Source organism: Conchiformibius steedae (assembly GCF_014054725.1).
GTDB classification, from domain to species: Bacteria; Pseudomonadota; Gammaproteobacteria; order Burkholderiales; family Neisseriaceae; genus Conchiformibius; species Conchiformibius steedae.
The window spans coordinates 675,834-698,832 of record NZ_CP059563.1; the positions used below are offsets into that span (position 1 = coordinate 675,834).

21 protein-coding genes and 1 other RNA gene are annotated in these 22,999 nt (G+C 49.7%); 20 read left to right on the top strand and 2 right to left on the bottom strand.

The annotated features are described in order from the left end of the window. Positions 1 to 87: 87 nt before the first annotated feature. An RNA gene (gene rnpB / locus H3L98_RS03785) (RNase P RNA component class A) lies at positions 88 to 442 on the top strand. A gap of 66 nt (positions 443 to 508) precedes the next feature. On the opposite strand, the gene H3L98_RS03790 is transcribed toward rnpB, so the two are convergent. Together H3L98_RS03790 and H3L98_RS03795 are read right to left on the bottom strand one after the other, a co-directional pair. Beyond that, complete coding sequence (locus H3L98_RS03790; RefSeq protein WP_027022583.1) at positions 509 to 3,355, bottom strand: lactoferrin/transferrin family TonB-dependent receptor; 2,847 nt, start codon at positions 3,353 to 3,355, stop codon at positions 509 to 511. A gap of 15 nt (positions 3,356 to 3,370) precedes the next feature. Continuing rightward, positions 3,371 to 5,131 (bottom strand): transferrin-binding protein-like solute binding protein, encoded by a 1,761-nt coding sequence (locus H3L98_RS03795; RefSeq protein WP_027022582.1) that lies wholly within the window; start codon positions 5,129 to 5,131, stop codon positions 3,371 to 3,373. Between the two features lie 344 nt (positions 5,132 to 5,475). Between H3L98_RS03795 and H3L98_RS03800 the strand changes: the two genes are divergently transcribed. The 19 genes from H3L98_RS03800 to H3L98_RS03890 all read left to right on the top strand — a co-directional run bounded on the left by H3L98_RS03800 (position 5,476) and on the right by H3L98_RS03890 (position 22,980). Further along, positions 5,476 to 5,844 (top strand): NADH-quinone oxidoreductase subunit A, encoded by a 369-nt coding sequence (locus tag H3L98_RS03800; RefSeq protein WP_027022581.1) that lies wholly within the window; start codon positions 5,476 to 5,478, stop codon positions 5,842 to 5,844. After that, positions 5,835 to 6,314: a NuoB/complex I 20 kDa subunit family protein gene (locus H3L98_RS03805; protein ID WP_009115715.1), complete on the top strand. Its 480-nt coding sequence runs from the start codon at positions 5,835 to 5,837 to the stop codon at positions 6,312 to 6,314. The genes H3L98_RS03800 and H3L98_RS03805 overlap by 10 nt, the downstream gene beginning before the upstream one ends. 9 nt (positions 6,315 to 6,323) lie before the next feature. Then, positions 6,324 to 6,911, top strand: a complete 588-nt coding sequence (locus H3L98_RS03810; protein WP_027022580.1) for an NADH-quinone oxidoreductase subunit C — start codon at positions 6,324 to 6,326, stop codon at positions 6,909 to 6,911. Further along, complete coding sequence (nuoD, locus tag H3L98_RS03815) at positions 6,904 to 8,157, top strand: NADH dehydrogenase (quinone) subunit D (protein ID WP_027022579.1); 1,254 nt, start codon at positions 6,904 to 6,906, stop codon at positions 8,155 to 8,157. The genes H3L98_RS03810 and nuoD overlap by 8 nt, the downstream gene beginning before the upstream one ends. Beyond that, positions 8,157 to 8,630 (top strand): NADH-quinone oxidoreductase subunit NuoE, encoded by a 474-nt coding sequence (nuoE, locus tag H3L98_RS03820; protein WP_027022578.1) that lies wholly within the window; start codon positions 8,157 to 8,159, stop codon positions 8,628 to 8,630. Before nuoD ends, nuoE begins: the two co-directional genes overlap by 1 nt. A 143-nt stretch (positions 8,631 to 8,773) precedes the next feature. After that, positions 8,774 to 9,136, top strand: a complete 363-nt coding sequence (locus H3L98_RS03825; protein WP_169733481.1) for a T6SS amidase immunity protein Tai4 family protein — start codon at positions 8,774 to 8,776, stop codon at positions 9,134 to 9,136. 42 nt (positions 9,137 to 9,178) lie between these two features. Continuing rightward, a complete protein-coding gene (locus H3L98_RS03830; protein ID WP_027022576.1) occupies positions 9,179 to 9,808 on the top strand; it encodes a LysE family translocator in 630 nt (209 codons plus the stop codon). Between the two features lie 55 nt (positions 9,809 to 9,863). Next, positions 9,864 to 11,159, top strand: a complete 1,296-nt coding sequence (gene nuoF / locus H3L98_RS03835; RefSeq protein ID WP_027022575.1) for an NADH-quinone oxidoreductase subunit NuoF — start codon at positions 9,864 to 9,866, stop codon at positions 11,157 to 11,159. Positions 11,160 to 11,416: 257 nt separating this feature from the next. Continuing rightward, positions 11,417 to 11,731 carry a DUF411 domain-containing protein gene (locus H3L98_RS10915; protein ID WP_246327838.1) on the top strand — a complete coding sequence of 105 codons (315 nt, stop codon included), beginning with the start codon at positions 11,417 to 11,419 and terminating at the stop codon, positions 11,729 to 11,731. A 70-nt stretch (positions 11,732 to 11,801) separates the two neighbouring features. Further along, entirely contained in the window at positions 11,802 to 14,072 is a 2,271-nt protein-coding gene (gene nuoG / locus H3L98_RS03845; protein ID WP_027022573.1) for an NADH-quinone oxidoreductase subunit NuoG, read from the top strand. A gap of 2 nt (positions 14,073 to 14,074) precedes the next feature. Continuing rightward, entirely contained in the window at positions 14,075 to 15,124 is a 1,050-nt protein-coding gene (nuoH, locus tag H3L98_RS03850; RefSeq protein ID WP_027022572.1) for an NADH-quinone oxidoreductase subunit NuoH, read from the top strand. A 139-nt stretch (positions 15,125 to 15,263) separates the two neighbouring features. Further along, on the top strand, positions 15,264 to 15,677 hold the full coding sequence (locus H3L98_RS03855) for a hypothetical protein (protein ID WP_027022571.1): 414 nt from the start codon (positions 15,264 to 15,266) through the stop codon (positions 15,675 to 15,677). Between the two features lie 37 nt (positions 15,678 to 15,714). Beyond that, complete coding sequence (nuoI, locus tag H3L98_RS03860; protein WP_027022570.1) at positions 15,715 to 16,194, top strand: NADH-quinone oxidoreductase subunit NuoI; 480 nt, start codon at positions 15,715 to 15,717, stop codon at positions 16,192 to 16,194. 9 nt (positions 16,195 to 16,203) lie between these two features. Beyond that, positions 16,204 to 16,854, top strand: a complete 651-nt coding sequence (locus H3L98_RS03865; RefSeq protein ID WP_027022569.1) for an NADH-quinone oxidoreductase subunit J — start codon at positions 16,204 to 16,206, stop codon at positions 16,852 to 16,854. Next, positions 16,851 to 17,156, top strand: a complete 306-nt coding sequence (gene nuoK, locus H3L98_RS03870) for an NADH-quinone oxidoreductase subunit NuoK (RefSeq protein ID WP_027022568.1) — start codon at positions 16,851 to 16,853, stop codon at positions 17,154 to 17,156. The genes H3L98_RS03865 and nuoK overlap by 4 nt, the downstream gene beginning before the upstream one ends. Before the next feature lie 60 nt (positions 17,157 to 17,216). Then, the gene (gene nuoL / locus H3L98_RS03875; protein ID WP_027022567.1) at positions 17,217 to 19,232 is read left to right on the top strand and encodes an NADH-quinone oxidoreductase subunit L; all 2,016 of its coding nucleotides are present in this window, start codon (positions 17,217 to 17,219) and stop codon (positions 19,230 to 19,232) included. A gap of 320 nt (positions 19,233 to 19,552) precedes the next feature. Beyond that, complete coding sequence (locus tag H3L98_RS03880; protein ID WP_027022566.1) at positions 19,553 to 21,070, top strand: NADH-quinone oxidoreductase subunit M; 1,518 nt, start codon at positions 19,553 to 19,555, stop codon at positions 21,068 to 21,070. 10 nt (positions 21,071 to 21,080) lie between these two features. Further along, positions 21,081 to 22,574 (top strand): NADH-quinone oxidoreductase subunit NuoN, encoded by a 1,494-nt coding sequence (gene nuoN / locus H3L98_RS03885; protein ID WP_027022565.1) that lies wholly within the window; start codon positions 21,081 to 21,083, stop codon positions 22,572 to 22,574. Between the two features lie 100 nt (positions 22,575 to 22,674). Continuing rightward, entirely contained in the window at positions 22,675 to 22,980 is a 306-nt protein-coding gene (locus tag H3L98_RS03890; protein WP_027022564.1) for a DUF2818 family protein, read from the top strand. The last annotated feature ends 19 nt before the right edge of the window (positions 22,981 to 22,999 follow it).

Here is a 22,999-nt window from a genome sequence, read left to right on the forward strand (position 1 = left end):
AGATAGACGGCGATAATGGCGGAAAAACAGTGAATTATAACACAAAAGTATTTGTTTTTTGGTATAAAACGGCTATAATCGCCGCTGCAGGTAGAACAGGCAGCCGCCGCGTGGCAACACGGGGAGGAAAGTCCGGGCTGCACAGGGCAGGATGCCGGCTAACGGCTGGGCGCGGTAACGCGACGGAAAGTGAAACAGAAAGCTAAACCGCCGACGGCTTCCGTAAGGAAGATTCGGGCAAGGGTGAAAAGGTGCGGTAAGAGCGCACCGTGCCTCTGGTAACAGGGTGCAGCAGGTTAAACCCCATCCGCAGCAAGACCAAACAGAACGCATTGACGCGGCCCGCCGAGCGTTCGGGTAGGTTGCTTGAGCATATCGGTAACGGTATGCCTAGAGGAATGGCTGTCCGCGACAGAACCCGGCTTATCGTTTTGCCTGCACCCAAACATCAAGCTGCCTGAAAACCGATTGTTGGTTTTCAGGCAGCTTTTTTCTGTGCGCTCAGCTTTTAAAATTTGGCTTCCAGCGACAGGGTGTAGTTGCGCCCCGGTGCGGCGTAACTGGCGTGATTGCGCGTGCCGCCGTCGGGATTGACCGCGTTAATGGACGACTGGCGCACCGATTCCCAAGTGCTGTATTTGCGGTTGGTCAGGTTGTACACGCCTGCACGCAGGGTAAAGCGTTCTTTAAGGCGGTAGTAGCCGCTTAAATCGTGGGTGTACCAGCGTTTGCTGCGGTGGCGTGTGCCTTTGAGGGCAAGGGCTTTACCGTTGGCATAGTATTCCGTGCCGACCAAATCGCGGTTGTTTTTGGCGGCGGAATAGGTAAAGGTGTGGTTGAAACCCCATTTGCCTTCGGGGTGGTCGTAGCCGATGCCGAGTATGTAGCGGTCGGGCTGAAGGGTGTCCAGCAGCGGGCTGTCGGTAAAGCTGAAGCCTGCTTTGGTGCTGACTTTTTTGGCGCGGATGCGGCTGTAGGCGGCGTGGGTGTACAAGCCTTCAGGCAGTTTTTCGCTGATGCCGTCCCAATAAATTTTGCCCAAGAAATTCACGCCGCCCAAGCTGATGTTTTGCAGGTTGTGATAACCCCATTGGTCGTAACCGTCCACGCCGATTGGTTTGCCTTCGGTAATCAGGTCTTTGTAGCGGTTATGAAAATAAGAGGCTTCCAATGTGCCGAACGCGCCTTTGAAACCGACACCAAACTCTTGGTTCAAGGCTTTTTCGGGGCGGAATTTGCCGACATAATGCCCAGGGTGGTCAATGCTGGCGGCAGGGTTGCGCCGTCCGAACAGCTCATAAAACGCGGGTACGCGGTAGCCGCTGGAAATGCGGTAGGACAGGGCGGTTTGGGGGGTGGGGCGCACGGTTAAACCGCTGTTCCAAGAGAAGTTGCGGAACGTGCCGGTGCTGGTCCACGGGTCGGACGATTTGAAGCGGTGGCGGTCGTAACGCAAACCGATGCCCCAGTCGGCAAAACGTCCGAAGGCAATGTGGTTGCGCAGGGCGACAAACTGGTTGCTGCCGTTAATCAGGCGCGGGCTGCAATCGTCCAAACCTTTGCTTTTGCCCGAATCATCGCACAGCTCGCGCCGCACGATAACGGGTTCGCGGCGGCGGTACACAAAGGGATTGTCGTAGCTGCCGTAATAACGAGTATCGGCGCGGATGTCTTCAAAACGGTTTTGGGCGTGTTCGGCAAAATAATCGCCGCGTTCCAGCTTGGAACGGAAAGCATCATGCCCTGCCAGCAGGTTCAGTTTATGGGTGGTCTTGCCCAGTTTGAAGGTTTTGCCCCATTGCAGTTGCAACAGGCGGTGGCGTTCGCTGTAGCGGTTGCGTTCGGATTCGGCAAACGACCACGGTTTGTCGGTGCTGACGCGGCAGTTTTTGTCCACAGTGGGGTAAACGCTGCAGTTAAGCTGTTGCCAGCGGCTGTTGATGCTGATGTTTTGCTGGTCAAAACGGACGGCGAAGTTGTCTGCCCAGCCTTTGTCGGCGGTGTATTCGTAATAAATGCCCTGACGACCTTTTTTATGGCGTTCGTCAAAAAAGTGGGTGCGACTCCATTGCAGGCTGCTTTTACGCGCTCCGCCCAAGCCTCTGTCGATAACCAAGCCTGCGGCAGGCTCGTTGCCCGAATACGCGCCGCCTGTGGCATAACGGATATCGTCGCGGTAATCCTGCGGCGTGTGGTAGGCAGGAACGGTCATGTCGCGGATATCATAACGCTGTGCGGTTTGTTCCACTACCGCGCCGATGCGGTGGCTGGGCGCAATGCGGTAACTGCCTTTTAACAGCAGCGAACGGCTGTTGTAGTCCATCGGATTGGGCGCAATCCTGTCGGGGCCGGTATAGTCTTTGGCGGAAACGGTTTCAGTAGGGTGCAGGCGTTTGGCATAGGCTTCGGCTTCGGCGGCGGTCAGCGGCGGGTCGGTGCGTGCGTCGCGGCGTGCGGACAGGGTTTGGCTGCCGCCTACGTCTTGATTGGTCAAACCGCGTGTGTGGGTGGCGTGGTATTTGGGGGTACAGGGCGAAGTTTCGTAGTTCGGGCATTCGTCCGCCAAGATAAACCAGCCTTTATCGCGCTGGTCGGGTGTAGAGCCTTTTTCTAACAGATAGCCGTCTGCTACTGCCCCCAAACGGGTAAACGATTGCTGCAGGCGTTCGGCATCGCGGTGGATGCGGGTTTCTTTGCCTTTGCGAATGGTGTATTGCAACAAACCTTCCCAACCCTGATGGCGTGCGGCAATGCCCAGCGACTGCATCACTTGACGGTTTTTGCTGCTGTAGGCGGTTTTGCTGTCTATGCCCCAGTTTTTGCCGTGCGCGAGAATGTCGCGGGCTTCTTTGCTGCGGAAACCGACCGCGCCGCCCAGTGCGCCGTTGCCGTATTCGGCAGAACTGGCACCTTTGCTTAATTCAATGGAACGCAGGTTTTCGTATTCAATTTCGTTGACTGCGCCGCCGTTGGCTTTGGAATAACGGGTGGTGTAGGACTGGATTTGCGGCAGTCCGTCCACCAGCAGGGCAACGCGGTTGCGGTCCACGCCACGCATGGAATAACCGCTGCTTGCGCCGCGCCCTTGTTCCACTACGGAAATGCTGGGGTCGTAGCGGGTCAGGTCGCGGATGCCGAAAATCTGTTCTTTGCGGATGTCGTCAGCATTTTTGGTGATTTTGCCCAAGCCTGTCACTTCATTGTCGCGGCGCGTGGCTTTGCGTTTGCCAACCGCAGAAAGGGCATCGAGAACAATTACTTTTTCTTGCTCTTCTTGGGTGTCTGCCGCGTGCAGATGCGGGGTAAACAGGGTGCTGCCCAGTGCCAGACAAAGCAGGGTAAGACGTGTACGCATGGCGTTTTTCCTTATTTAGGGCGTGGTGGTTTGACGTTTGCCGCCGAATACGCCGCCAACTTGGTCTTGACCGTTTTCGCGGCTGTGAATGCTGCCGCCGATTTCGGCTGCGTTCGGACCGTAAAATCCGCCTTTCAGTTCGGCATCAATGTGAACGACGGCGCTGTTGCTGCCCGACGGGTCAAGGGTAAAACCGTTGCTGCCTGTGCGGGCGCGACCGTTGAAACCGTTGCCCGCAATGTCGCCGCTTAAGGTAAAGGTGGGGAAACGTTCGGCGCGTTCTTCGCCAATCAGGCTGCCTGAAAAGGTTTTTTTGCTGAAATCAAAGTCAAACAAGGCACGGCTGCCTGCTTCTTTGTTGTCTGCGCCCGTTGCCCACACGCGCCCGTCTTTGCTGATGATTTTTGCTGACCAGGTGCCGCGATAGTGTGCGTTGCCGCTGGTGGGGACGTTGGCGGTGGGGGTGCGTTCGCCGCTCAAGAAATAGTTGGCGTTTTGACCGTCAAGGCTGTAAGTGCCAAAACTGAAATAATCCAAATTGCTGCAACAGGTTTCGGTTTTTAAGGTTTTGCCGCCGATGTCCTGCTGATGGCTGCGGACAAATGCCGCCACATCGCTGCCCGTGCTTTCAGGCAGCAGCGGAAAGGCGCGACCGTCTATCACCAAAGTACGGGCATTGCCAAAGGTATCGCTTTTTTGCCGTTCCAGCGTATCCAAGCTGATGCGTTCGGCATCAAAAGCGGCTTCGGCGGCGGCAGGCTGTGCTTGTTTGGCACCGAATACGGCAAACAGAGACTGGTCGTCCGCCAAGAATTTGCCTGCCAATTCTTCGCCGTTCGGACCGAAAAATCCGCCTTCCAGCGATTGCGATGATGCACTGAAATATGGGTCGGCAGCATCGGCAGCGGTGGCGCTGCCACGGAAACGGTTGCCCGATACTTTGGCATCAATGCGGTAACGTTCGGTGGCGGTTTGGGCGTTGTCGCTGCCTGCGTGATGGCGTATCAGTTTGCCGTTTAAGGTTTTATCGGCAAAATTAACGGTAAACTCGCTGCGGTGTCCGACAGGACCTTTATTCGGGTCTTCGTTAATGGATTCGTTTTGTGAAGTCGCGCCGTAGTAGTCGCCGATATTGCGGGCAATGCCGTCAAACTGAGCGCGGTCGCGTCCTGATTTGGCGTGGCTGGTAAAGTCCCAAGTGCCTTCATAGCGTACGGTGGCAGTGGGCAAGCTGCTTGAAGGCTGTGTACCCTGATAATAAACATAGCCCACTTGACCGTATTCCACCCGTTTGGGCGGACCGTTGCTGATTTGCAATCCGACCAGCGGGTCCATTACCCAACCCGAGCGCACATATTGCAAATCGCGCTGGCGTACGGGTTTAAGACCATCATGCGAATGAATAATCGTGCCGCTGAATTTGGCATTTTTGCGGATTTCATCTTGATGGGGCGGTTCGTTCAGATTACCGTTTAACCTTTGAATACTTTCGGGTTTAACCGTTGCCGTTTCTTCCAATTCTGAACGGATTGCGCCCGTGCTGCGGCGCGGAATTTTGGCGGAAAAGCCCAAACCAGGTTGCATCAGTTCCGATAATTGCGCTTCAGTGGGGCGCGGTGTGGTTTTTTCGTCTGTATAACTGGGTTTATTGGGTTTGCTGTTTTGTGAGGACGGTGGTGGCGGCGCGTGTACTTCATCCAAAGTAAAACTGCCTTTATTGCCCGCGCAAGCTGCCAGCAGCAGGCTTAAGCAGCCCAAAAAGTATTTGCTTGTCATGGTTTTCACTCTGACTAAATAAAAATCATTCTTTTTTATTGTAAGGGTTTTAGTTGGTTTTTGTAAAGAAACAGCAAAGAAAAGCAAGGTAAATCGTTAAGATATAGGTTTATTGTGTTAAGTCGCGGGGGGCTAAATTTATTTAAAACCATTTTTATAGAAGAAAATAAAATTAAGTATACTGTTTTATATGGGCTATTTAATTAATAAGAATTCTTATCATTATCACATGGAAAAATAAAGGCTTTTTATGCACCCTTGTCGCACGGATAACTTTCAAAAACGGCATAAATTCGTTAAAATGTGCGGTTACTTAATTTTACATTTTCCGCAGGTGCGCAACCATGTTGGCCAACTATTTTCCCGTATTGGTTTTTCTGATTGTCGGCTTGGCGGCGGGTATCTTGTTTATCACGCTGGGCAATGTGCTCGGACCCAAACGCCACTATGCCGAAAAAGACACGCCGTTTGAATGCGGTTTTGAAGCATTTGAAAACGCGCGTATGAAATTTGACGTGCGTTATTATTTGGTGGCAATTTTATTTATTTTGTTTGACTTGGAAGTGGCGTTTATGATTCCGTGGGCGGTGGTGTTTAAAGACCTGATGGCGGAAACGGGCGCGTATGCTTTCTGGTCCATGTTTGTGTTTATCGTGGTGCTCACGGTAGGCTTTGTTTACGAATGGAAAAAAGGTGCGCTGGAATGGGAATAGAAGGCGTTTTGAATAAAGGCTTCGTAACCGCCAGCGCGGATACGGTGCTCAATTATGTGCGTACCGGCTCGCTGTGGCCGGTAACCTTCGGTTTGGCGTGTTGTGCGGTAGAAATGATGCAGGCGGGCGCATCGCGTTACGACCTCGACCGTTTCGGCATTATTTTCCGTCCCTCGCCGCGCCAGTCCGACTTGATGATTGTGGCGGGTACTTTGTGCAACAAAATGGCACCTGCGCTGCGCCGCGTTTACGACCAAATGGCAGAACCGCGTTGGGTATTGTCTATGGGTTCTTGTGCCAATGGCGGTGGTTATTACCATTATTCCTATTCTGTGGTGCGTGGTTGCGACCGCATTGTGCCCGTAGATGTGTATGTCCCTGGTTGTCCGCCCACTGCCGAAGCCTTGATTTATGGTCTGATTCAGCTTCAGGGCAAAATCAAACGCACTTACACCATCGCCCGTAATTAAGGATACGCCATGCACAGCAAACAGTTATACGAAACCGTGCAAACCGTGTTGGGCGCGAAGGCAACCAAAGTGGTTCACGCCCTTGATGAAGTGACCGTAGAATGCACGCCCGAACATTATTTGGACGTGATGACCACCTTGCGCGACCACGAATCCCTGTATTTTGAATCGCTTGTGGATTTGTGCGGCGTGGATTACAGCACTTATAAAAACGAAGAATGGCAAGGCAAGCGCTTTGCTGTGGTCAGCCAACTGGTTTCCGTTAAAAACAACCAGCGCATCCGTGTGCGCGTGTGGGCAGATGACGATAATCTGCCTTTGGTGGAATCAGTGGTAAATATTTACAACAGCGCCGATTGGTACGAGCGTGAAGCCTTTGACCTGTATGGCATTATCTTTAACAACCACCCCGATTTGCGCCGCATTCTGACTGATTACGGCTTTGTCGGCTATCCGTTCCGCAAAGACTTCCCCATTTCAGGCTATGTGGAAATGCGTTATGACGAAACGGAAAAACGCGTGGTTTACCAACCTGTAACCATCGAGCCGCGCGAAATTACCCCGCGCATCGTCCGTGAGGAGACCTACGGTGGCTAAACTGAGAAATTACACCATTAACTTCGGACCGCAGCACCCTGCCGCACACGGCGTATTGCGGATGATTTTGGAGTTGGAAGGCGAAACCATCGTCCGCGCCGACCCGCATATCGGTTTGCTGCACCGTGGTACGGAAAAATTAGCGGAAACCCGCACTTATCTGCAAGCACTGCCGTATATGGACCGCTTGGACTATGTGTCCATGATGTGTAACGAGCAGGCATATTGCTTGGCGATTGAAAAACTGGCGAATATTGACGTGCCCGAACGTGCCCAATATATCCGCGTGATGTTTGCCGAAGTCACCCGTATTCTCAATCACTTAATGGGTATCGGTTCACATGCTTTGGATATTGGTGCGATGACAATTTTCCTGTATGCCTTCCGCGAGCGCGAAGAGCTGATGGATTTGTATGAAGCGGTATCGGGGGCGCGTATGCACGCTGCCTATTTCCGTCCGGGTGGCGTTTACCGCGATTTGCCCGATTTTATGCCCAAGTATGAATCCAGCAAATTCCGCAATGCCAAAGTATTGAAAAAGCTGAATGAAGCGCGTGAAGGCACGATGTTGGACTTTATTGAAGCCTTTACCGAGCGTTTCCCTGCCTGCGTGGACGAATACGAAAGCCTGCTGACCGATAACCGTATTTGGAAACAGCGTACTGTAGGCATCGGCGTGGTATCGCCTGAACGCGCCCTGCAAAAAGGCTTTACTGGCGTGATGTTGCGCGGTTCGGGCATTGAGTGGGACATCCGCAAAAAAGCCCCCTATGATGCTTATGCCAAAGTGGATTTTGATATTCCTGTGGGTGTAAACGGCGACTGCTACGACCGCTATTTGTGCCGCATTAACGAAATGCGCGAGTCCAACCGCATTATCAAACAGTGTGTGCAATGGTTGCGTGAAAACCCTGGTCCCGTGATTACCGAAAACCAAAAATTTGCCCCCGCCAAACGCACCGAAATGAAAACGGGTATGGAAGATTTGATTCACCATTTCAAATTGTTTACCGAAGGCATGCACGTTCCCGAAGGCGAAACCTATACTGCCATCGAGCATCCCAAAGGCGAATTTGGCATTTACATGATTTCAGATGGCGCGAACAAACCTTACCGCCTGAAAATCCGTGCCCCTGGTTTTGCCCATTTGCAAGGCATGGACGAAATGGCACGCGGTCATATGCTTGCCGATGTGGTGGCGATTATCGGTACGCAAGATATTGTATTCGGAGAGGTAGACAGATAATGTTATCCGCAGAATCTTTACGACAAATTGATGTGGAATTGGCAAAATATCCTGCCGACCAACGCCGTTCCGCCGTGATGGGCGCATTGCGTATCGCGCAAACCGAAATGGGCTGGCTGAAACCTGAAACCATTGAATTTGTAGCGCAATATATCGGTATTCCGCCGATTGCCGCATACGAAGTCGCCACCTTCTATAATATGTACGACCTGCAACCCGTAGGCAAATACAAACTGACGGTTTGCACGAATTTACCTTGTGCTTTGCGCGGCGGGGTAAGCGCGGGCGAATATTTAAAAGAAAAACTGGGTATCGGCTATGGTGAAACCACCGCAGACGGTAAATATACGCTGGTGGAAGGCGAGTGCATGGGCGCGTGTGGCGATGCGCCTGTGATGCTGGTGAATAACCATAAAATGTGCAGCTTTATGACGGCTGAAGCGATTGATAAAAAATTGGCAGAATTGCAGTAAATTTTGGTCTGCCTGAAACGAGCGGTGTAGGTTGGGTTGGGAAACTCAACGCAAGGTAAGGATTTTATTGGGTGACTAAGCAATCTAACCTACATTGTTAATCATGCAAAATGAGTTAATATCTTATTTTGGAAACTAAAAAATTGAAAAAAATCATTTTATGTTTTTTGATTATTTTAATTTTTCCTGTATATGCAGATAATGAATTAAATCGTTCACGATATTTTTTGAAAAATTATGGGATTTCTTATTGCTTGGCAACTTTTAGCCTTAATGCAGAAATCAAAAATGATGCGGGTCATGCCGAAAGTTTTTATTTTCAATCCGGTAAACATCATGGCGATGCTTATCAGGCAGTGAGTGATTTTATGAAAAAAGAGTTTCCAAAAATGACGGTAACGGATAGTGCTAATAATCCTTTGATTTTTTATAAATGTTTGGAACTTTATCATTCTAAAAAGTATAATCGCTTTATCCTTCAGTTGGATAAATATTATTTAAAATAAAGTGTAATGGATTTGGGTTTACAACCCAGAGGAATCAAAATCATGGAATTTTGGCAAGGCTTTGTATTGATTACAGGTGTGCATTTATTGGCAGCCATGTCGCCCGGACCTGATTTTGTGTATGTGTCGCAGCAGACTTTGAGCCGCGGGCGCACAACGGGCTTAATTAGCAGCATCGGCATTGCTTTGGGCTTGGGCGTGCATATTGTGTATTCGGTGCTGGGCATGGCGGCACTGGTGGCATCTTCGGCATGGCTGATGACGGCGGTAAAAATTATCGGTGGTGCGTATTTGATTTATTTGGGGATTCAAGGCATTCGGGCGCGGGCGAGAAGCACGGTAGATTTAAATGCAACCACTGCTGCGCCGCAGTCCGTATCCACGGCGTTGTGGAAAGGCGTTTTGTGTAATGTTTTGAATCCAAAAGCCCCTGTGTATTTTGTTTCGCTGTTTACGGTGGTGCTGTCGCCCGAAATGCCAATGTGGCAATTGGCGGTGTACGGGCTTTGGATGATGCTGTTGCAGGCGTTGTGGTTTGCAGCGGTGGTGTTTTTACTGTCGGTGCCGCGCATCAACCGCCGTTTTCAGGCAGCAGGGCATTGGGTGGACAGAATTTTGGGGGTGGCAATGGCGGGCTTGGGTGTGAAAGTAATCAGCACAGTAGATGTTTGAAATTTAATTATAAGGCGGCGTTTTTCAGGCTGTCTGGAAACTTTAGGCAAAGAAAATGGCAATTTACCAATCCGGCGTGATTTTTGAAAACGTAGATACCCACAACCGCGACTGTTGGACGCTGGCAGCGTATCAGGCGCGTGGCGGCTATCAGGCATTGCGGAAAATTCTGAGCGAAAAAATCGCCCAAAACGATGTGATTGACGAAGTGAAGGCATCGGCTTTGCGCGGTCGCGGCGGTGCGGGCTTCCCCACCGGCTTGAAATGGAGCTTTATGCCGCGTTCCTTTCCGGGCGCAAAATATGTGGTGTGCAATACCGACGAAGGCGAGCCGGGCACGTTTAAAGACCGCGACATCATCAATTTTAATCCGCACGCGCTGATTGAAGGCATGATTATTGCCGGTTACGCCATGGGTGCGGAGGCAGGTTATAACTATATTCACGGCGAAATTTTTGAAGGCTATCAACGTTTTGAAGCTGCTTTGGCCGAAGCGCGTGCCGCCGGATTTTTAGGCAAAAACATTATGGGGTCGGACTTTTCTTTTGAATTGTTCGCCCACCACGGTTATGGTGCATATATTTGCGGCGAAGAAACCGCCTTGCTGGAATCTTTGGAAGGTAAAAAAGGCCAGCCGCGCTTTAAACCGCCGTTCCCTGCATCATTCGGTTTGTACGGCAAACCGACTACCATTAACAATACCGAAACTTTTGCATCCGTACCGTTTATTATCCGCGACGGCGGCAAAACTTTTGCCGATAAAGGCGTGGAAGGGGCAGGGGGTACCAAACTGTTTTCCATTTCCGGCCATGTGGAACGCCCTGGTAATTATGAAGTGCCTTTGGGTACGCCGTTTGCCGAACTGCTGGAAATGGCAGGCGGTATGCGCGGCGGCAAAAAGCTGAAAGCCGTCATTCCGGGCGGTTCGTCTGCGCCGGTGCTGCCTGCCGAGATTATGATGGGCTTAACCATGGATTACGATGCCATCGCCAAAGCCGGTTCTATGCTCGGTTCGGGCGCGGTGATTGTGATGGACGAAGATGTGTGCATGGTTAAAGCATTGGAGCGTCTGGCTTATTTCTATCATGAAGAATCTTGCGGACAATGTACGCCTTGCCGTGAAGGTACGGGCTGGTTGTACCGCATCGTGCACCGTATTGCCACCGGCAAAGGCCGCAAAGAAGATTTGGATTTGCTTGATTCCATCGGCAACAATATGGCTGGACGCACCATTTGTGCTTTGGCCGATGCAGCGGTGTTTCCCGTGCGCAGCTTTACCAAGCATTTCCGCCACGAATTTGAATATTATATTGAACACGGCAAACCGGCTAAAGAACATAAATGGTGCTGAGTTTCAGGCAGCCTGAAAACCAAAGTAGATTGTAAGAAGATATGAAAAAGATTAATTTTTTATTTAAAAAAACAGTATGGGTTTTAATGGTATTGGCAGTAGTTGCTGCGGCTGTGGTGTCGGGCATATTGTCGCCGCAAACAGAGGTCAGACACGGTGTGTCGGCTGATAAATATACGGACGCACATCAAAATACTGGGCATATTGAGGTATGGAAAGATCCGAATTGCGGTTGTTGCACTGAATGGATAAATCACATGGAGAAAAATGGCTTCCGAGTAACGGTACACAATACCGGCAACAGCGAAATCCGCAAATCTTTCGGTATGCCGCAAAATTATGCTTCCTGCCATACAGCCAAAATAGACGGTTATATTATTGAGGGACATACTCCGGCAGCCGATGTGCGCCGTTTGTTGAAAGAAAAACCCGATGCTTTAGGCTTGGCAACGCCGGGAATGCCTTTGGGTTCGCCGGGTATGGACGGTGAAATGTACCAAGACAGAACGCAGCCTTATGATGTTTTGCTGGTTGGCAAAGACGGCAGCAGCCAAGTTTATCAATCTTATTGAATAGGGCAGGCGGCATTGCAGGCAGCCTGAAAACAAATTTTTAAATTAAATATCGTAACTAGGAACAACCATGTTACAAATTGAAATCGACGGTAAACAGATTGCAGTCAAGCAGGGCGTAACGGTAATGGAAGCTGCGCACCAGCTCGGTACCTATATTCCGCATTTCTGCTACCACAAAAAATTGTCTATTGCCGCCAACTGCCGTATGTGCTTGGTGGAAGTGGAAAAAGCCCCCAAACCCCTGCCTGCCTGTGCCACACCGGTAACAGACGGTATGGTGGTGCATACCCATTCGCCCAAAGCCAAACAGGCGCAGGAAGGCGTGATGGAGTTCCTGTTAATCAACCACCCCTTGGATTGCCCGATTTGCGACCAAGGCGGCGAATGCCAGCTTCAGGACTTGGCGGTGGGTTATGGAAAATCGTCCAGCCGTTATCAGGAAGCCAAACGTTCCGTTGTCGGTAAAGACATGGGTCCTTTGGTGTCGGCAGAAGAGATGAGCCGCTGTATTCACTGTACCCGTTGCGTGCGTTTTACCGAAGAAGTGGCAGGTGTGCAGGAAATCGGCATGGCAAACCGTGGCGAGTTTTCTGAAATTATGCCGTTTATCGGTAAAGCGGTGGAAACCGAATTATCGGGCAATGTGATTGATTTATGCCCTGTCGGTGCGCTCACCAGCAAGCCTTTCCGTTACGATGCACGTTCTTGGGAATTGTCGCGCCGTAAAACCATTTCCGCGCACGATGCTTTGGGCAGCAATCTGATTGTTCAAACCAAAGACCACACTGTCCGCCGCGTTTTGCCTTTGGAAAACGAAGCAGTAAACGAATGTTGGATTAGCGACCGCGACCGTTTTGCTTATGAAGGTCTGTATCACGCCAGCCGTTTGAAAGCACCGAAAATCAAACATGGCGGCGAATGGCATGATGTGGATTGGCAAACGGCGTTGGAATATGTCCGCAAAACTTTAGATTGCATCAGCCGTGAAGACGGTAAAGACGCGGTAGGCATTTGGGCGAACCCAATGAACACCGTGGAAGAGCTGTATTTGGCGAAAAAATTGGCAAAAGGCTTGGGCATTGGCAGTATGGACAGCCGTTTGCACCAACAGGACAACCGTTTAGCGGGCAGCTTCCGTGGGGCGCAATGGTTGGGTCAAAGCATTGAACAATTGGCGGCTTGTGATGCGGTGCTGGTGGTAGGCGCGAATTTGCGTAAAGAACAACCTTTGCTGACTGCTCGTTTGCGCCGTTCTGCCAAAAACGGCATGGCGTTAAGCGTAATTGCGGCTGCCAAAGAAGAATTACACATGCCGTTGCTCACGCAGGAAAGCCTGCATCCCGACCAATGGGCAGCGCATTTGGAAAGCCTGTACACCCACCCCGACAATGCCGTATCAGGCAGTTTGCGTAACGCACAAACCGCTGCCATTATTTTAGGCGCAGATGTACAAAATCATCCTGATTATGCAGCGATTTATGCGGCGGCACAGCGTTTGGCGGCGGTAAGCAACGCCACTTTGGGGGTGTTGCCGCAAGCTGCCAATAGCGTAGGCGCAGATTTGATGGGTTTTGCCCCGCAAGCAGGCAGTGCCGATTTCAATGAAATGTTGGCAAAACCGAAAAAAGCCGTTTTGCTGCTGAATGTAGAACCCGAAATTGACACCCGTGCAGGCGCACAAGCCATTGCTGCTTTAAAACAAGCACAAAGCGTGATGGCGTTTACCGCGTTTGAAAGCGAAACCCTGCTGGACGTATGCGATATTCTGCTGCCGATTGCCCCGTTTACCGAAACATCAGGCACTTTGGTGAATATGGAAGGGCGTGTGCAGTCTTTCCACGGTGTCGTCAAAGGCTACGGAGATTCGCGCCCCTTGTGGAAAGTGTTGCGTGTATTGGGCAATGTGTTTGAATTGGAAGGCTTTGAATTTGACAGTAGCGAGCAGGTTGCTGCTGAAGCCTTGGGCGTGCAACCTGTGGTAGAACGTTTGGACAACCACAGCACATGGCGCGGAACAGCGGCATTCCGTGCGCCGCGTCTGCTGCGTACCGGTGGTGTGGGTATTTACCACAGTGATCCGATTGTGCGCCGTGCCGAATCGTTGCAGAAAACCGCTCACGCTGCTGCGCCTGAAGCGCGTTTGCACCCCGATACCTTATCTGCATTTGGCTTGAACAGCGGCGACCGCGCTGCCGTTCATCATGGTGATGCAACTTTAACCCTAACGGTTTGTGCTGACAGCACCTTGCCCGAACACACCGTTTACCTGCCTGTTCACAGCAGCAACGCCGTTTTGGGCGGCATGCTGGACGTGCTTACTTTAGGAAAGGCTGAATAATCATGCAAGAATGGTTCCAAGCCCTGCTGGGCAACGAAATTGGCTGGATTGTATCAATCTTGCTGAAAATTGTGATTATTTTGCTGCCCCTGATTTTAACGGTGGCATACCTGACTTATTTTGAACGCAAAGTAATTGGCTATATGCAGTTGCGTGTCGGTCCGAACGTAACAGGACCGTTTGGTCTGATTCAGCCCTTTGCCGATGTATTGAAGCTGCTGTTTAAAGAAGTTACCCGTCCATCCGTATCCAATAAAGCCTTGTTTTATATCGGACCAATGATGTCGCTGATGCCCGCTTTTGCGGCTTGGGCAGTGATTCCGTTTTCCGATGAATGGCTGCTGACCAATGTGGACGCAGGTTTGCTGTATATTCTGATGATTACGTCCTTGTCGGTGTATGGCGTGATTATTGCAGGTTGGGCATCAAACTCTAAATACTCGTTTTTGGGCGCGATGCGTTCTTCCGCGCAAACCATTTCTTACGAAATTGCCATGGGCGCAGCCTTGGTGTGTGTGGTAATGGTTTCAGGCAGCATGAATTTTAACGATATTGTGGCTTCGCAAGCCAAAGGCATTGCAGGCGGTTCGATTTTCTCGTGGAACTGGTTTGCCTTGTTCCCCGTGTTTTTGGTGTATTTGATTTCCGCCGTTGCCGAAACCAACCGCGCCCCGTTTGACGTAGCAGAGGGCGAATCGGAAATTGTTGCGGGCTTCCATGTGGAATATTCGGGTTTTGCCTTTGCGCTGTTTTTCTTGGCCGAATATATCTTTATGATTTTAATTGGCGCATTAACCGCGATTATGTTTTTGGGCGGCTGGCTGTCGCCGTTTCCGCAAAGCTGGGGCTTTATCGGTGTACCAAGCGCGTTTTGGATGTTCCTGAAAATGGCGTTTATCCTGTACGGCTATTTGTGGATTCGTGCCACTTTCCCGCGCTACCGCTACGACCAGATTATGCGTTTGGGTTGGAAAGTATTGATTCCAGTAACTTTTGTCTGCATCGTGCTGTTGGGCTTGTGGATGATTTCGCCCTTAAGCCTGTGGAAATAAAGTAGGTGGGTGCTTGCACCCACTACTGCGGGAAGCCTGAAAGTTGAACTTTTACATATTGAAACCCATACTGTTACTGCTTGCTGTATTCAGTATTGCTCCCAGTTATGCGGTTTCAACTGAACCCAAACCAGATGGTGTGGCACGCATTGTTTTGAAAAATCAGCAGCCTTGTATTTATTTGAATAATGGCAAAATGATTTCACGGATTGTGATTTCAGGCAGCCACACGATGTCGGTACAAGAAAAGGGCAATACTGAAAATAATTGCGTGGCAGTTGAGGGTATGGAATACAATCGCCCATATCAAATTTTTGTGAGTCATTTAGGTGGCAACCAAAATATGGTAAAAGCACATATTTTTTCGGTTTGTTTGGAAAAAAAAGAAACGGTGCGTTTGGCTTTGGTTGAGCGTGATGAGCACGGCAGTCATTGCTCTGCACAAGATTGGCGTCCAACAAAACATTATGTTCGTGTGAATGAACGTTCAGCTTGGCTGGAATTGAAAGATTGGTTTTTATCTTTTTTCAGGCAGTTTGAAAAGTCATTTTAAATAAAAAAACCACTACCAAAAGGGTAGGAGCAACATTATGGCAAATTTAGTCAAAACCTTTTTATTGGGCGAATTGGTGCAAGGTATGGGCGTAACGCTCAAAAACTTTTTCGCCCGCAAAGAAACCATTATGTTTCCCGAAGAAAAAACACCGCAATCGGTGCGTTTTCGCGGTTTGCACGCACAACGCCGTTATCCCAACGGCGAAGAGCGCTGCATCGCCTGCAAACTGTGCGAAGCGGTTTGCCCCGCCATGGCAATCAATATTGAAAGCGAACAGCGTGAAGACGGTACGCGCCGTACCACTCGCTATGATATTGATTTAACAAAATGTATTTTCTGCGGTTTTTGCGAAGAGGCCTGTCCTGTTGATGCCATTGTGGAAACCCATATTTTTGAGTATCACGGCGAAAAACGCGGCGATTTGCACATGACCAAACCCATTTTGTTGGCAATCGGCGACCGTTACGAAGCCGAAATTGCCAAACGTAAAGCCGCTGATGCGCCGTACCGCTAGGAGTGTGTGATGACTTTTTCCCTAATCATGTTTTATGTGCTGGCAGCGGTAATTCTGTTTGGCGCATTAAAAACCGTTACCGCCAAAAACCCTGTACACGCTTCATTGTATCTGGTGCTGACGTTCAGCATGAGCGCGATGATGTGGATGCTGATGCAAGCAGAATTTTTGGGCTTGACCCTGATGGTGGTGTATGTGGGTGCCGTAATGGTGCTGTTCTTGTTTGTGGTAATGATGCTGAACATTGATATTGAAGAGATGCGTAAGGGCTTTTGGCGCAACGCACCCTCTGCCATGACGGTAGGCATTTTGATGGCGGTGGTGCTGGTGATGATTTTGCTTGCACCTGAAACCAAATTGTCTGCTTTTGGCGAAATGGCAGATGTGCCTGCTGATTACAGCAATGTGCGCGATTTGGGACGGCAGATTTACACCACTTATTTATTGCCGTTTGAGCTGGCAGCGGTGCTGTTGGTTTTGGGTATGGTGGCAGCGATTGCCTTGGTGCACCGCAAATCCGAAAATCCCAAATACATCAATCCTGCTGACCAAGTAAAAGTAGATGCCAAACAAGGTCGTGTGCGCATGGTCAAAATGGCAGCGGAAACCACTGTTGCGCCTGAAAATACAGACCAAGCCGAAGGGGAGGCAAAAGCATGATTACGATTCATCATTATTTGGTGTTGGCGGCGTTATTGTTCGGTATCAGTGCCATGGGCATTTTTATGAACCGCAAAAACGTGCTGGTTTTGCTGATGTCGATTGAATTGATGCTGTTGGCGGTAAACTTTAACTTTATCGCGTTTGCCCAGTATTTGGGCGACACGGCAGGACAGATTTTTGTGTTTTTTGTCTTGACGGTAGCAGCGGCAGAATCTGCCATCGGTTTGGCGATTATGGTGTTGGTGTTCCGTAACCGCAATACCATTAACGTAACCGAATTAAATACGCTGAAAGGCTAGAGTTTTTAGGCAGTAATTGCTACTGCCTAAAATCGGTTTTAAATTAAAGGGTTCAATCAAATGAACGACATGACTTTATATCTTATTATCGCACTCACGCCTTTGGCGGGTTCGCTGTTGGCGGGCTTGTTCGGTAAGCAAATCGGACGGCGTGGCGCACATTGTGCCACCATTGCAGGTGTAGCCGTTTCTGCGCTGTTGTCTTTGCAGGTGTTGTGGGGCTTTGTTTCAGGCAGCCGCACCAAGTTTGACGAAAATGTTTACACTTGGTTGAGCATGGGCAATGTGGATTTTTCAGTCGGCTTTTTAGTGGACGGGCTGACCGCCATGATGATGGTGGTGGTTACGTCCGTATCGCTGATGGTGCATATTTACACCATCGGTTATATGAAAGACGAAGAAGTCGGCTACCAACGCTTTTTTAGCTATATTTCCCTGTTTACCTTCAGCATGTTAATGCTGATTATGAGTAATAACTTTATCCAGCTGTTTTTTGGTTGGGAAGCGGTGGGCTTGGTGTCTTACCTGCTGATTGGTTTTTACTTTAAACGCGAAAGCGCGATTTTTGCCAACTTAAAAGCCTTTTTGGTAAACCGTGTCGGTGACTTCGGCTTTTTGCTTGGCATTGGTTTGGTGTTGGCGTATTTTGGCGGCAGCCTGCGTTATCAGGATGTGTTTGCCAATCTGCACATGGCAGAGGGCATGTCGTTTTTGGGTACGGATTTGATTACCGTAACCTGTCTGCTGCTGTTTGTCGGCGCGATGGGTAAATCGGCGCAGTTTCCCTTGCACGTTTGGCTGCCTGACTCTATGGAAGGTCCGACCCCGATTTCAGCTTTGATTCACGCCGCTACCATGGTAACTGCTGGTTTGTTTATGGTATCGCGCATGTCGCCCATGTACGAAATGAGCACCACCGCTTTAAGCGTGATTATGGTGATTGGTGCGATTACTGCCTTGTTTATGGGCTTTTTGGGTACGATTCAAAACGACATCAAACGCGTGATTGCTTATTCCACCCTGTCGCAACTGGGTTATATGACTGTGGCATTGGGCGTATCTGCCTATTCCATCGCCATGTTCCATGTGATGACGCATGCTTTCTTTAAAGCCCTGCTGTTCTTGGCAGCGGGCAGTGTGATTATCGGTATGCACCACGACCAAGACATGCGTAATATGGGTAATCTGCGCAAATATATGCCGATTACTTGGATTACCATGCTGATTGGTAACCTGTCGCTGATTGGTACACCCTTGTTTTCAGGTTTTTATTCTAAAGATTCCATTATTGAAGCGGTAAAATTCAGTAATTTACCGGGTAGCGGCTTTGCCTATTTCGCTGTGCTTGCCAGTGTGTTTGTGACTGCGTTTTACGCATTCCGCCAATACTTTATCGTTTTCCACGGACCTGAACGCTGGCGTGAGGTCAAACACGACCACCATCATCACGATGATGAGCACGGACATCATCACGGTTTGTCGCCCAAAGACAATCCGCACGAAAGCCCGTGGGTGGTCACTTTCCCCTTGGCGTTTTTGGCTGTGCCTTCTGTAGTGATTGGTGCGCTGACCATTGAACCTTTGTTGTTTGGCGACTTTTTGAAAGATGCCGTTTATGTGAATCACGAACTGCACCCCGTGATGAGCCAAATGGCTGAACATTTCCACGGCGTGTTTGGTATGGTAACACACAGTCTGATGTCGCCCGTGCTGTATTTGGCGATTGCAGGTGTGGCAGCGGCGTGGTTCTTGTATGTGAAATCCCCACATTTGCCTGCCAAAATCCACGCAGCTTGCAAGCCTGTGTATAACTTGCTGGATAATAAATACTATTTGGACGTGATTTATTTTAATGTCTTTGCTAAAGGCAGCCGCGCATTGGGTAATTTCTTCTGGAAAGTGGGCGATACCGCCATTATCGACAACGGTATTGTCAACGGCGCAGCCAAAGCTGTAGGTAATATGGCAGCACAAGTGCGTAAAATGCAAACAGGTTTTATCTACACCTATGCTGCTGTGATGGTAACGGGCGTATTGGTGCTGGTGGTGGCGTTTTTTTGGCATTTGTGGTTTTAAGAAAAGCGTTTTAGGCAGTCTGAAATTAGGGGCTGTCTGAACAAGGCGTGTTGGGTTTGAGCTTCGCTTAACCCAACCTACGCTTGCTTAATTTTTATGTGTGAGTTGGTTTCAAGAAAAATAATAGGGTAGTCAATGATATTTGGCTTTGATGCAGCGAGTAGGTTGGGTTAGCGCAGCATAACCCATACGGTACATAAAAATTTTAGATTGTTGGGTTTGTGCTTTGCTTCAATCCAAGCTACGATTAAAACAGAAATATTTTTCAAACTGCCTGAAACGGCGCACAGGTTTTAAAATAGGGAACACAGGTAAATACTATGTTTTTTAATAATTTACTCAGCTTGGCAATTTGGGTGCCAGTGATAGCGGGGGTGCTGGTTTTAGCCACTGGCTCGGATGAACGTGCTGGTTTTGCCCGTATTTTGGCATTAATCGGGGCATTGGCGGGGTTTGTGGTAACGCTGCCGCTGTTTGTGCTGTTTGACCGCAGTAATGGCGGTTATCAGTTTACCGAGCTGCATCAATGGATTCCTGCGCTGAATGTGCATTACGCTTTGGGAGTGGACGGCATTTCCGTGCTGTTTGTGATTCTGAATGCGTTTATTACGCTGATGGTGGTGCTGGCAGGCTGGGAAGTGATTCAGAAAAAAACGGCGCAGTATATGGCGGCGTTCCTGATTATGTCGGGGCTGATTAACGGTGCGTTTGCGGCACAAGATGCTTTGTTGTTTTATGTGTTTTTTGAGGGCATGCTGATTCCGTTGTACCTGATTATCGGTATGTGGGGCGGTCCGCGCCGTGTGTATGCTTCGGTAAAACTGTTTTTATACACGCTGTTGGGTTCGCTTCTGATGCTGGTGGGTTTGGTGTATCTGTCGCATCAGGCGGGCAGCTTTGCGATTGCCGATTTGCAAAATATCAAACACATTCCGATGGGCGTGCAACAACTGCTGTTTGTGGCGTTCTTTATGGCGTTTGCGGTAAAAGTGCCGATGTTCCCTGTGCATACTTGGTTGCCCGATGCACACGTTGAAGCGCCGACTGGTGGTTCAATGGTATTGGCAGCGATTACGCTGAAAATCGGTGCATACGGTTTCTTGCGCTTTATTTTGCCTGTGTTGCCTGATGCTTCACGCTTTTTTGCGCCTGTGGTGATTGTGTTGAGCCTGATTGCGGTAATTTATATTGGTATGGTGGCTTTGGTACAAACCGATATGAAAAAACTGGTGGCGTATTCGTCTATCAGCCACATGGGCTTTGTAACGCTGGGTATTTTCCTGTTTAGCGGTGTGTTTTCAGGCGGCGAGTTAGGTGAGTTGAATACTTGGGGCTTGAAAGGTGCGATTGTGCAGATGATTTCGCACGGTTTTGTGTCGGCGGCGATGTTTATGTGTATTGGTGTGATGTACGACCGTTTGCACACGCGCAATATTGCCGATTATGGCGGTGTGGTGAATGTGATGCCTAAGTTTGCGGCGTTTATGATGCTGTTTGGCATGGCAAACGCAGGCTTGCCTGCTACTTCGGGCTTTGTGGGCGAGTTTATGGTGATTATGGGCTCGGTGCAGGTAAATTTCTGGATTGGCGCACTGGCTGCTTTAACCTTGATTTATGGTGCATCTTATACGCTGTGGATGTACAAACGCACTATTTTTGGCGAGATTCACAATCCTGAAGTGCGTGAAATGAAGGATATTAACTGCCGCGAATTTGCTGTGTTGGCGATTTTGGCGGTGGTGGTGCTGGGCATGGGTCTGTATCCCGAGCCGTTTGTGGCGGTGGTGCATGAAGCTGCCGATGGTTTGATTGCCCAAGTGGCGCAAAGTAAGATTTGAGGGGCAAACGATGAATAACTGGAATCCGACTTGGAATTGGGCTGACCTGAATTTAACCGTTGCCGCGCCCGAAATCGTCTTGCTGACGGGTTTGTTTGCGGTGCTGCTGGCGGATTTGTGGACCAGCGACGACAAGCGTTACATCACGCATTGGCTGAGTGTGGGCGTGCTGTTAAGTGCTGCATTCGGACAATGGGGCGTGTGGCAGTCGCAAGGTGCAGTAGGTGCATTCAACAATATGTATATTGCTGACGGCTTGTCGCAATTAACTAAAATTGCCGTGTATTTGGGTATGGCGGTGTTGTTTATCTATGCCAGACCGTATAACCAAATGCGCGGTATTGATAAAGGCGAGTTTTACACCCTGTCGCTGTTTGCCGTGAGTGGTATGAGCATTATGATTAGTGCCAACCACTTTTTGAGCGCGTACTTGGGCTTGGAACTGCTGTCTTTGGCATTGTATGCGCTGATTGCGCTGCGCCGTGATTCTGTCGTAGCTTCTGAAGCGGCGTTGAAATATTTTGTTTTGGGTGCGTTGGCATCGGGTTTGCTGTTATACGGTATTTCCATGGTGTACGGCGCAACGGGTACGCTGGAATTCAGTCAGATTGTGGATTTGGCGCGTGCCGGTTCGGTAAATGGCTGGCTGTTGAAATTGGGCGTGCTGTTTATTGTGGCGGGTGTGGCGTTTAAATTTGGTGCCGTGCCGTTTCACATGTGGGTGCCTGATGTGTATCAGGGTGCGCCCACTTCTGTGGCTGCTTTGGTGGGTTCGCTGCCTAAAATTGCGGCAACCGTATTTGCCTTCCGCATTTTGGTGGGCGGACTGGTGCTGCAAAAAGGCGATTGGCAGCCGATGTTTGCGATTTTGGCGATTTTGTCGCTGCTGGTGGGTAATTTGGCAGCGATTATGCAAACCGACATCAAACGCATGTTTGCCTTTTCTACCGTATCGCACATGGGTTTTATTTTGCTGGCGTTTATCGGCAGCGTGATTGGCGTGGAAGCAGCGGTTTACTATGCCATTGCCTATGCACTGATGGCATTGGCGGGCTTCGGCGTATTGATGCTGTTGAGCCGTGATGGACGCGAATGCGAAAATTTAAGCGATTTGGCAGGCTTGAACCAGCGCAATGCGTGGTATGCTTTTGTAATGCTGCTGGTAATGTTCAGCATGGCAGGTATCCCACCGCTGATGGGTTTTTACGCCAAATTTGCGGTATTAAAAGCCTTAATCAGCACCAATGCTTATGTTTGGGTCTTGCCTGTTGCCGTGTTTGCTGTGGTAATGTCGCTGGTGGGTGCGTTCTACTATCTGCGCGTGGTGAAAATCATGTATTTTGATGATAAAACCGATGACGCACCCGTGCAAGGCGATTCTACTGCCAAGCTGCTGTTGTCTGCCAATGCCTTGTTGTTGTTGCTGTGGGGCGTGATGCCTGAACAGCTGATGGGCTGGATTCGCGTGGCGGTGGCAAACGCAGGTTTGACTTTGGGTAGCTAGTTAAATCCTTTAATCTGTCTGATTCAAACAGACTGTCCGAACAGGCTTTCGGGCAGTCTGTTTTCTTTGTTAAAATGCCCGATTCACTTGGAGATGCCCAATGACTGCCTCAATGTACACTTTATTGGCACTGGCTGTGTTCTTTGCCAATTTTCCTTTTGTTACCCAACGTTTATTGGGTGTGTTTCCTGTGCGTGGGGGCAAAAAGCGTTTTCTCGTGCATTTGGGCGAATGGCTGTTGGGATTTGTGGTGTGTGGATTGTTGGCGCGACTGCTGGAAGCACGGGCGGGAACGGTACATCCGCAGGATTGGGAATTTTATGCGGTGGTGTTGTGCTTGTATGCCGTGTGTGCGTTTCCCGCGTTTGTGTGGCGTTATTTTTGGCACGGGCGCAATCGTGAGTGAACGGCTTTGACGGTTTCCG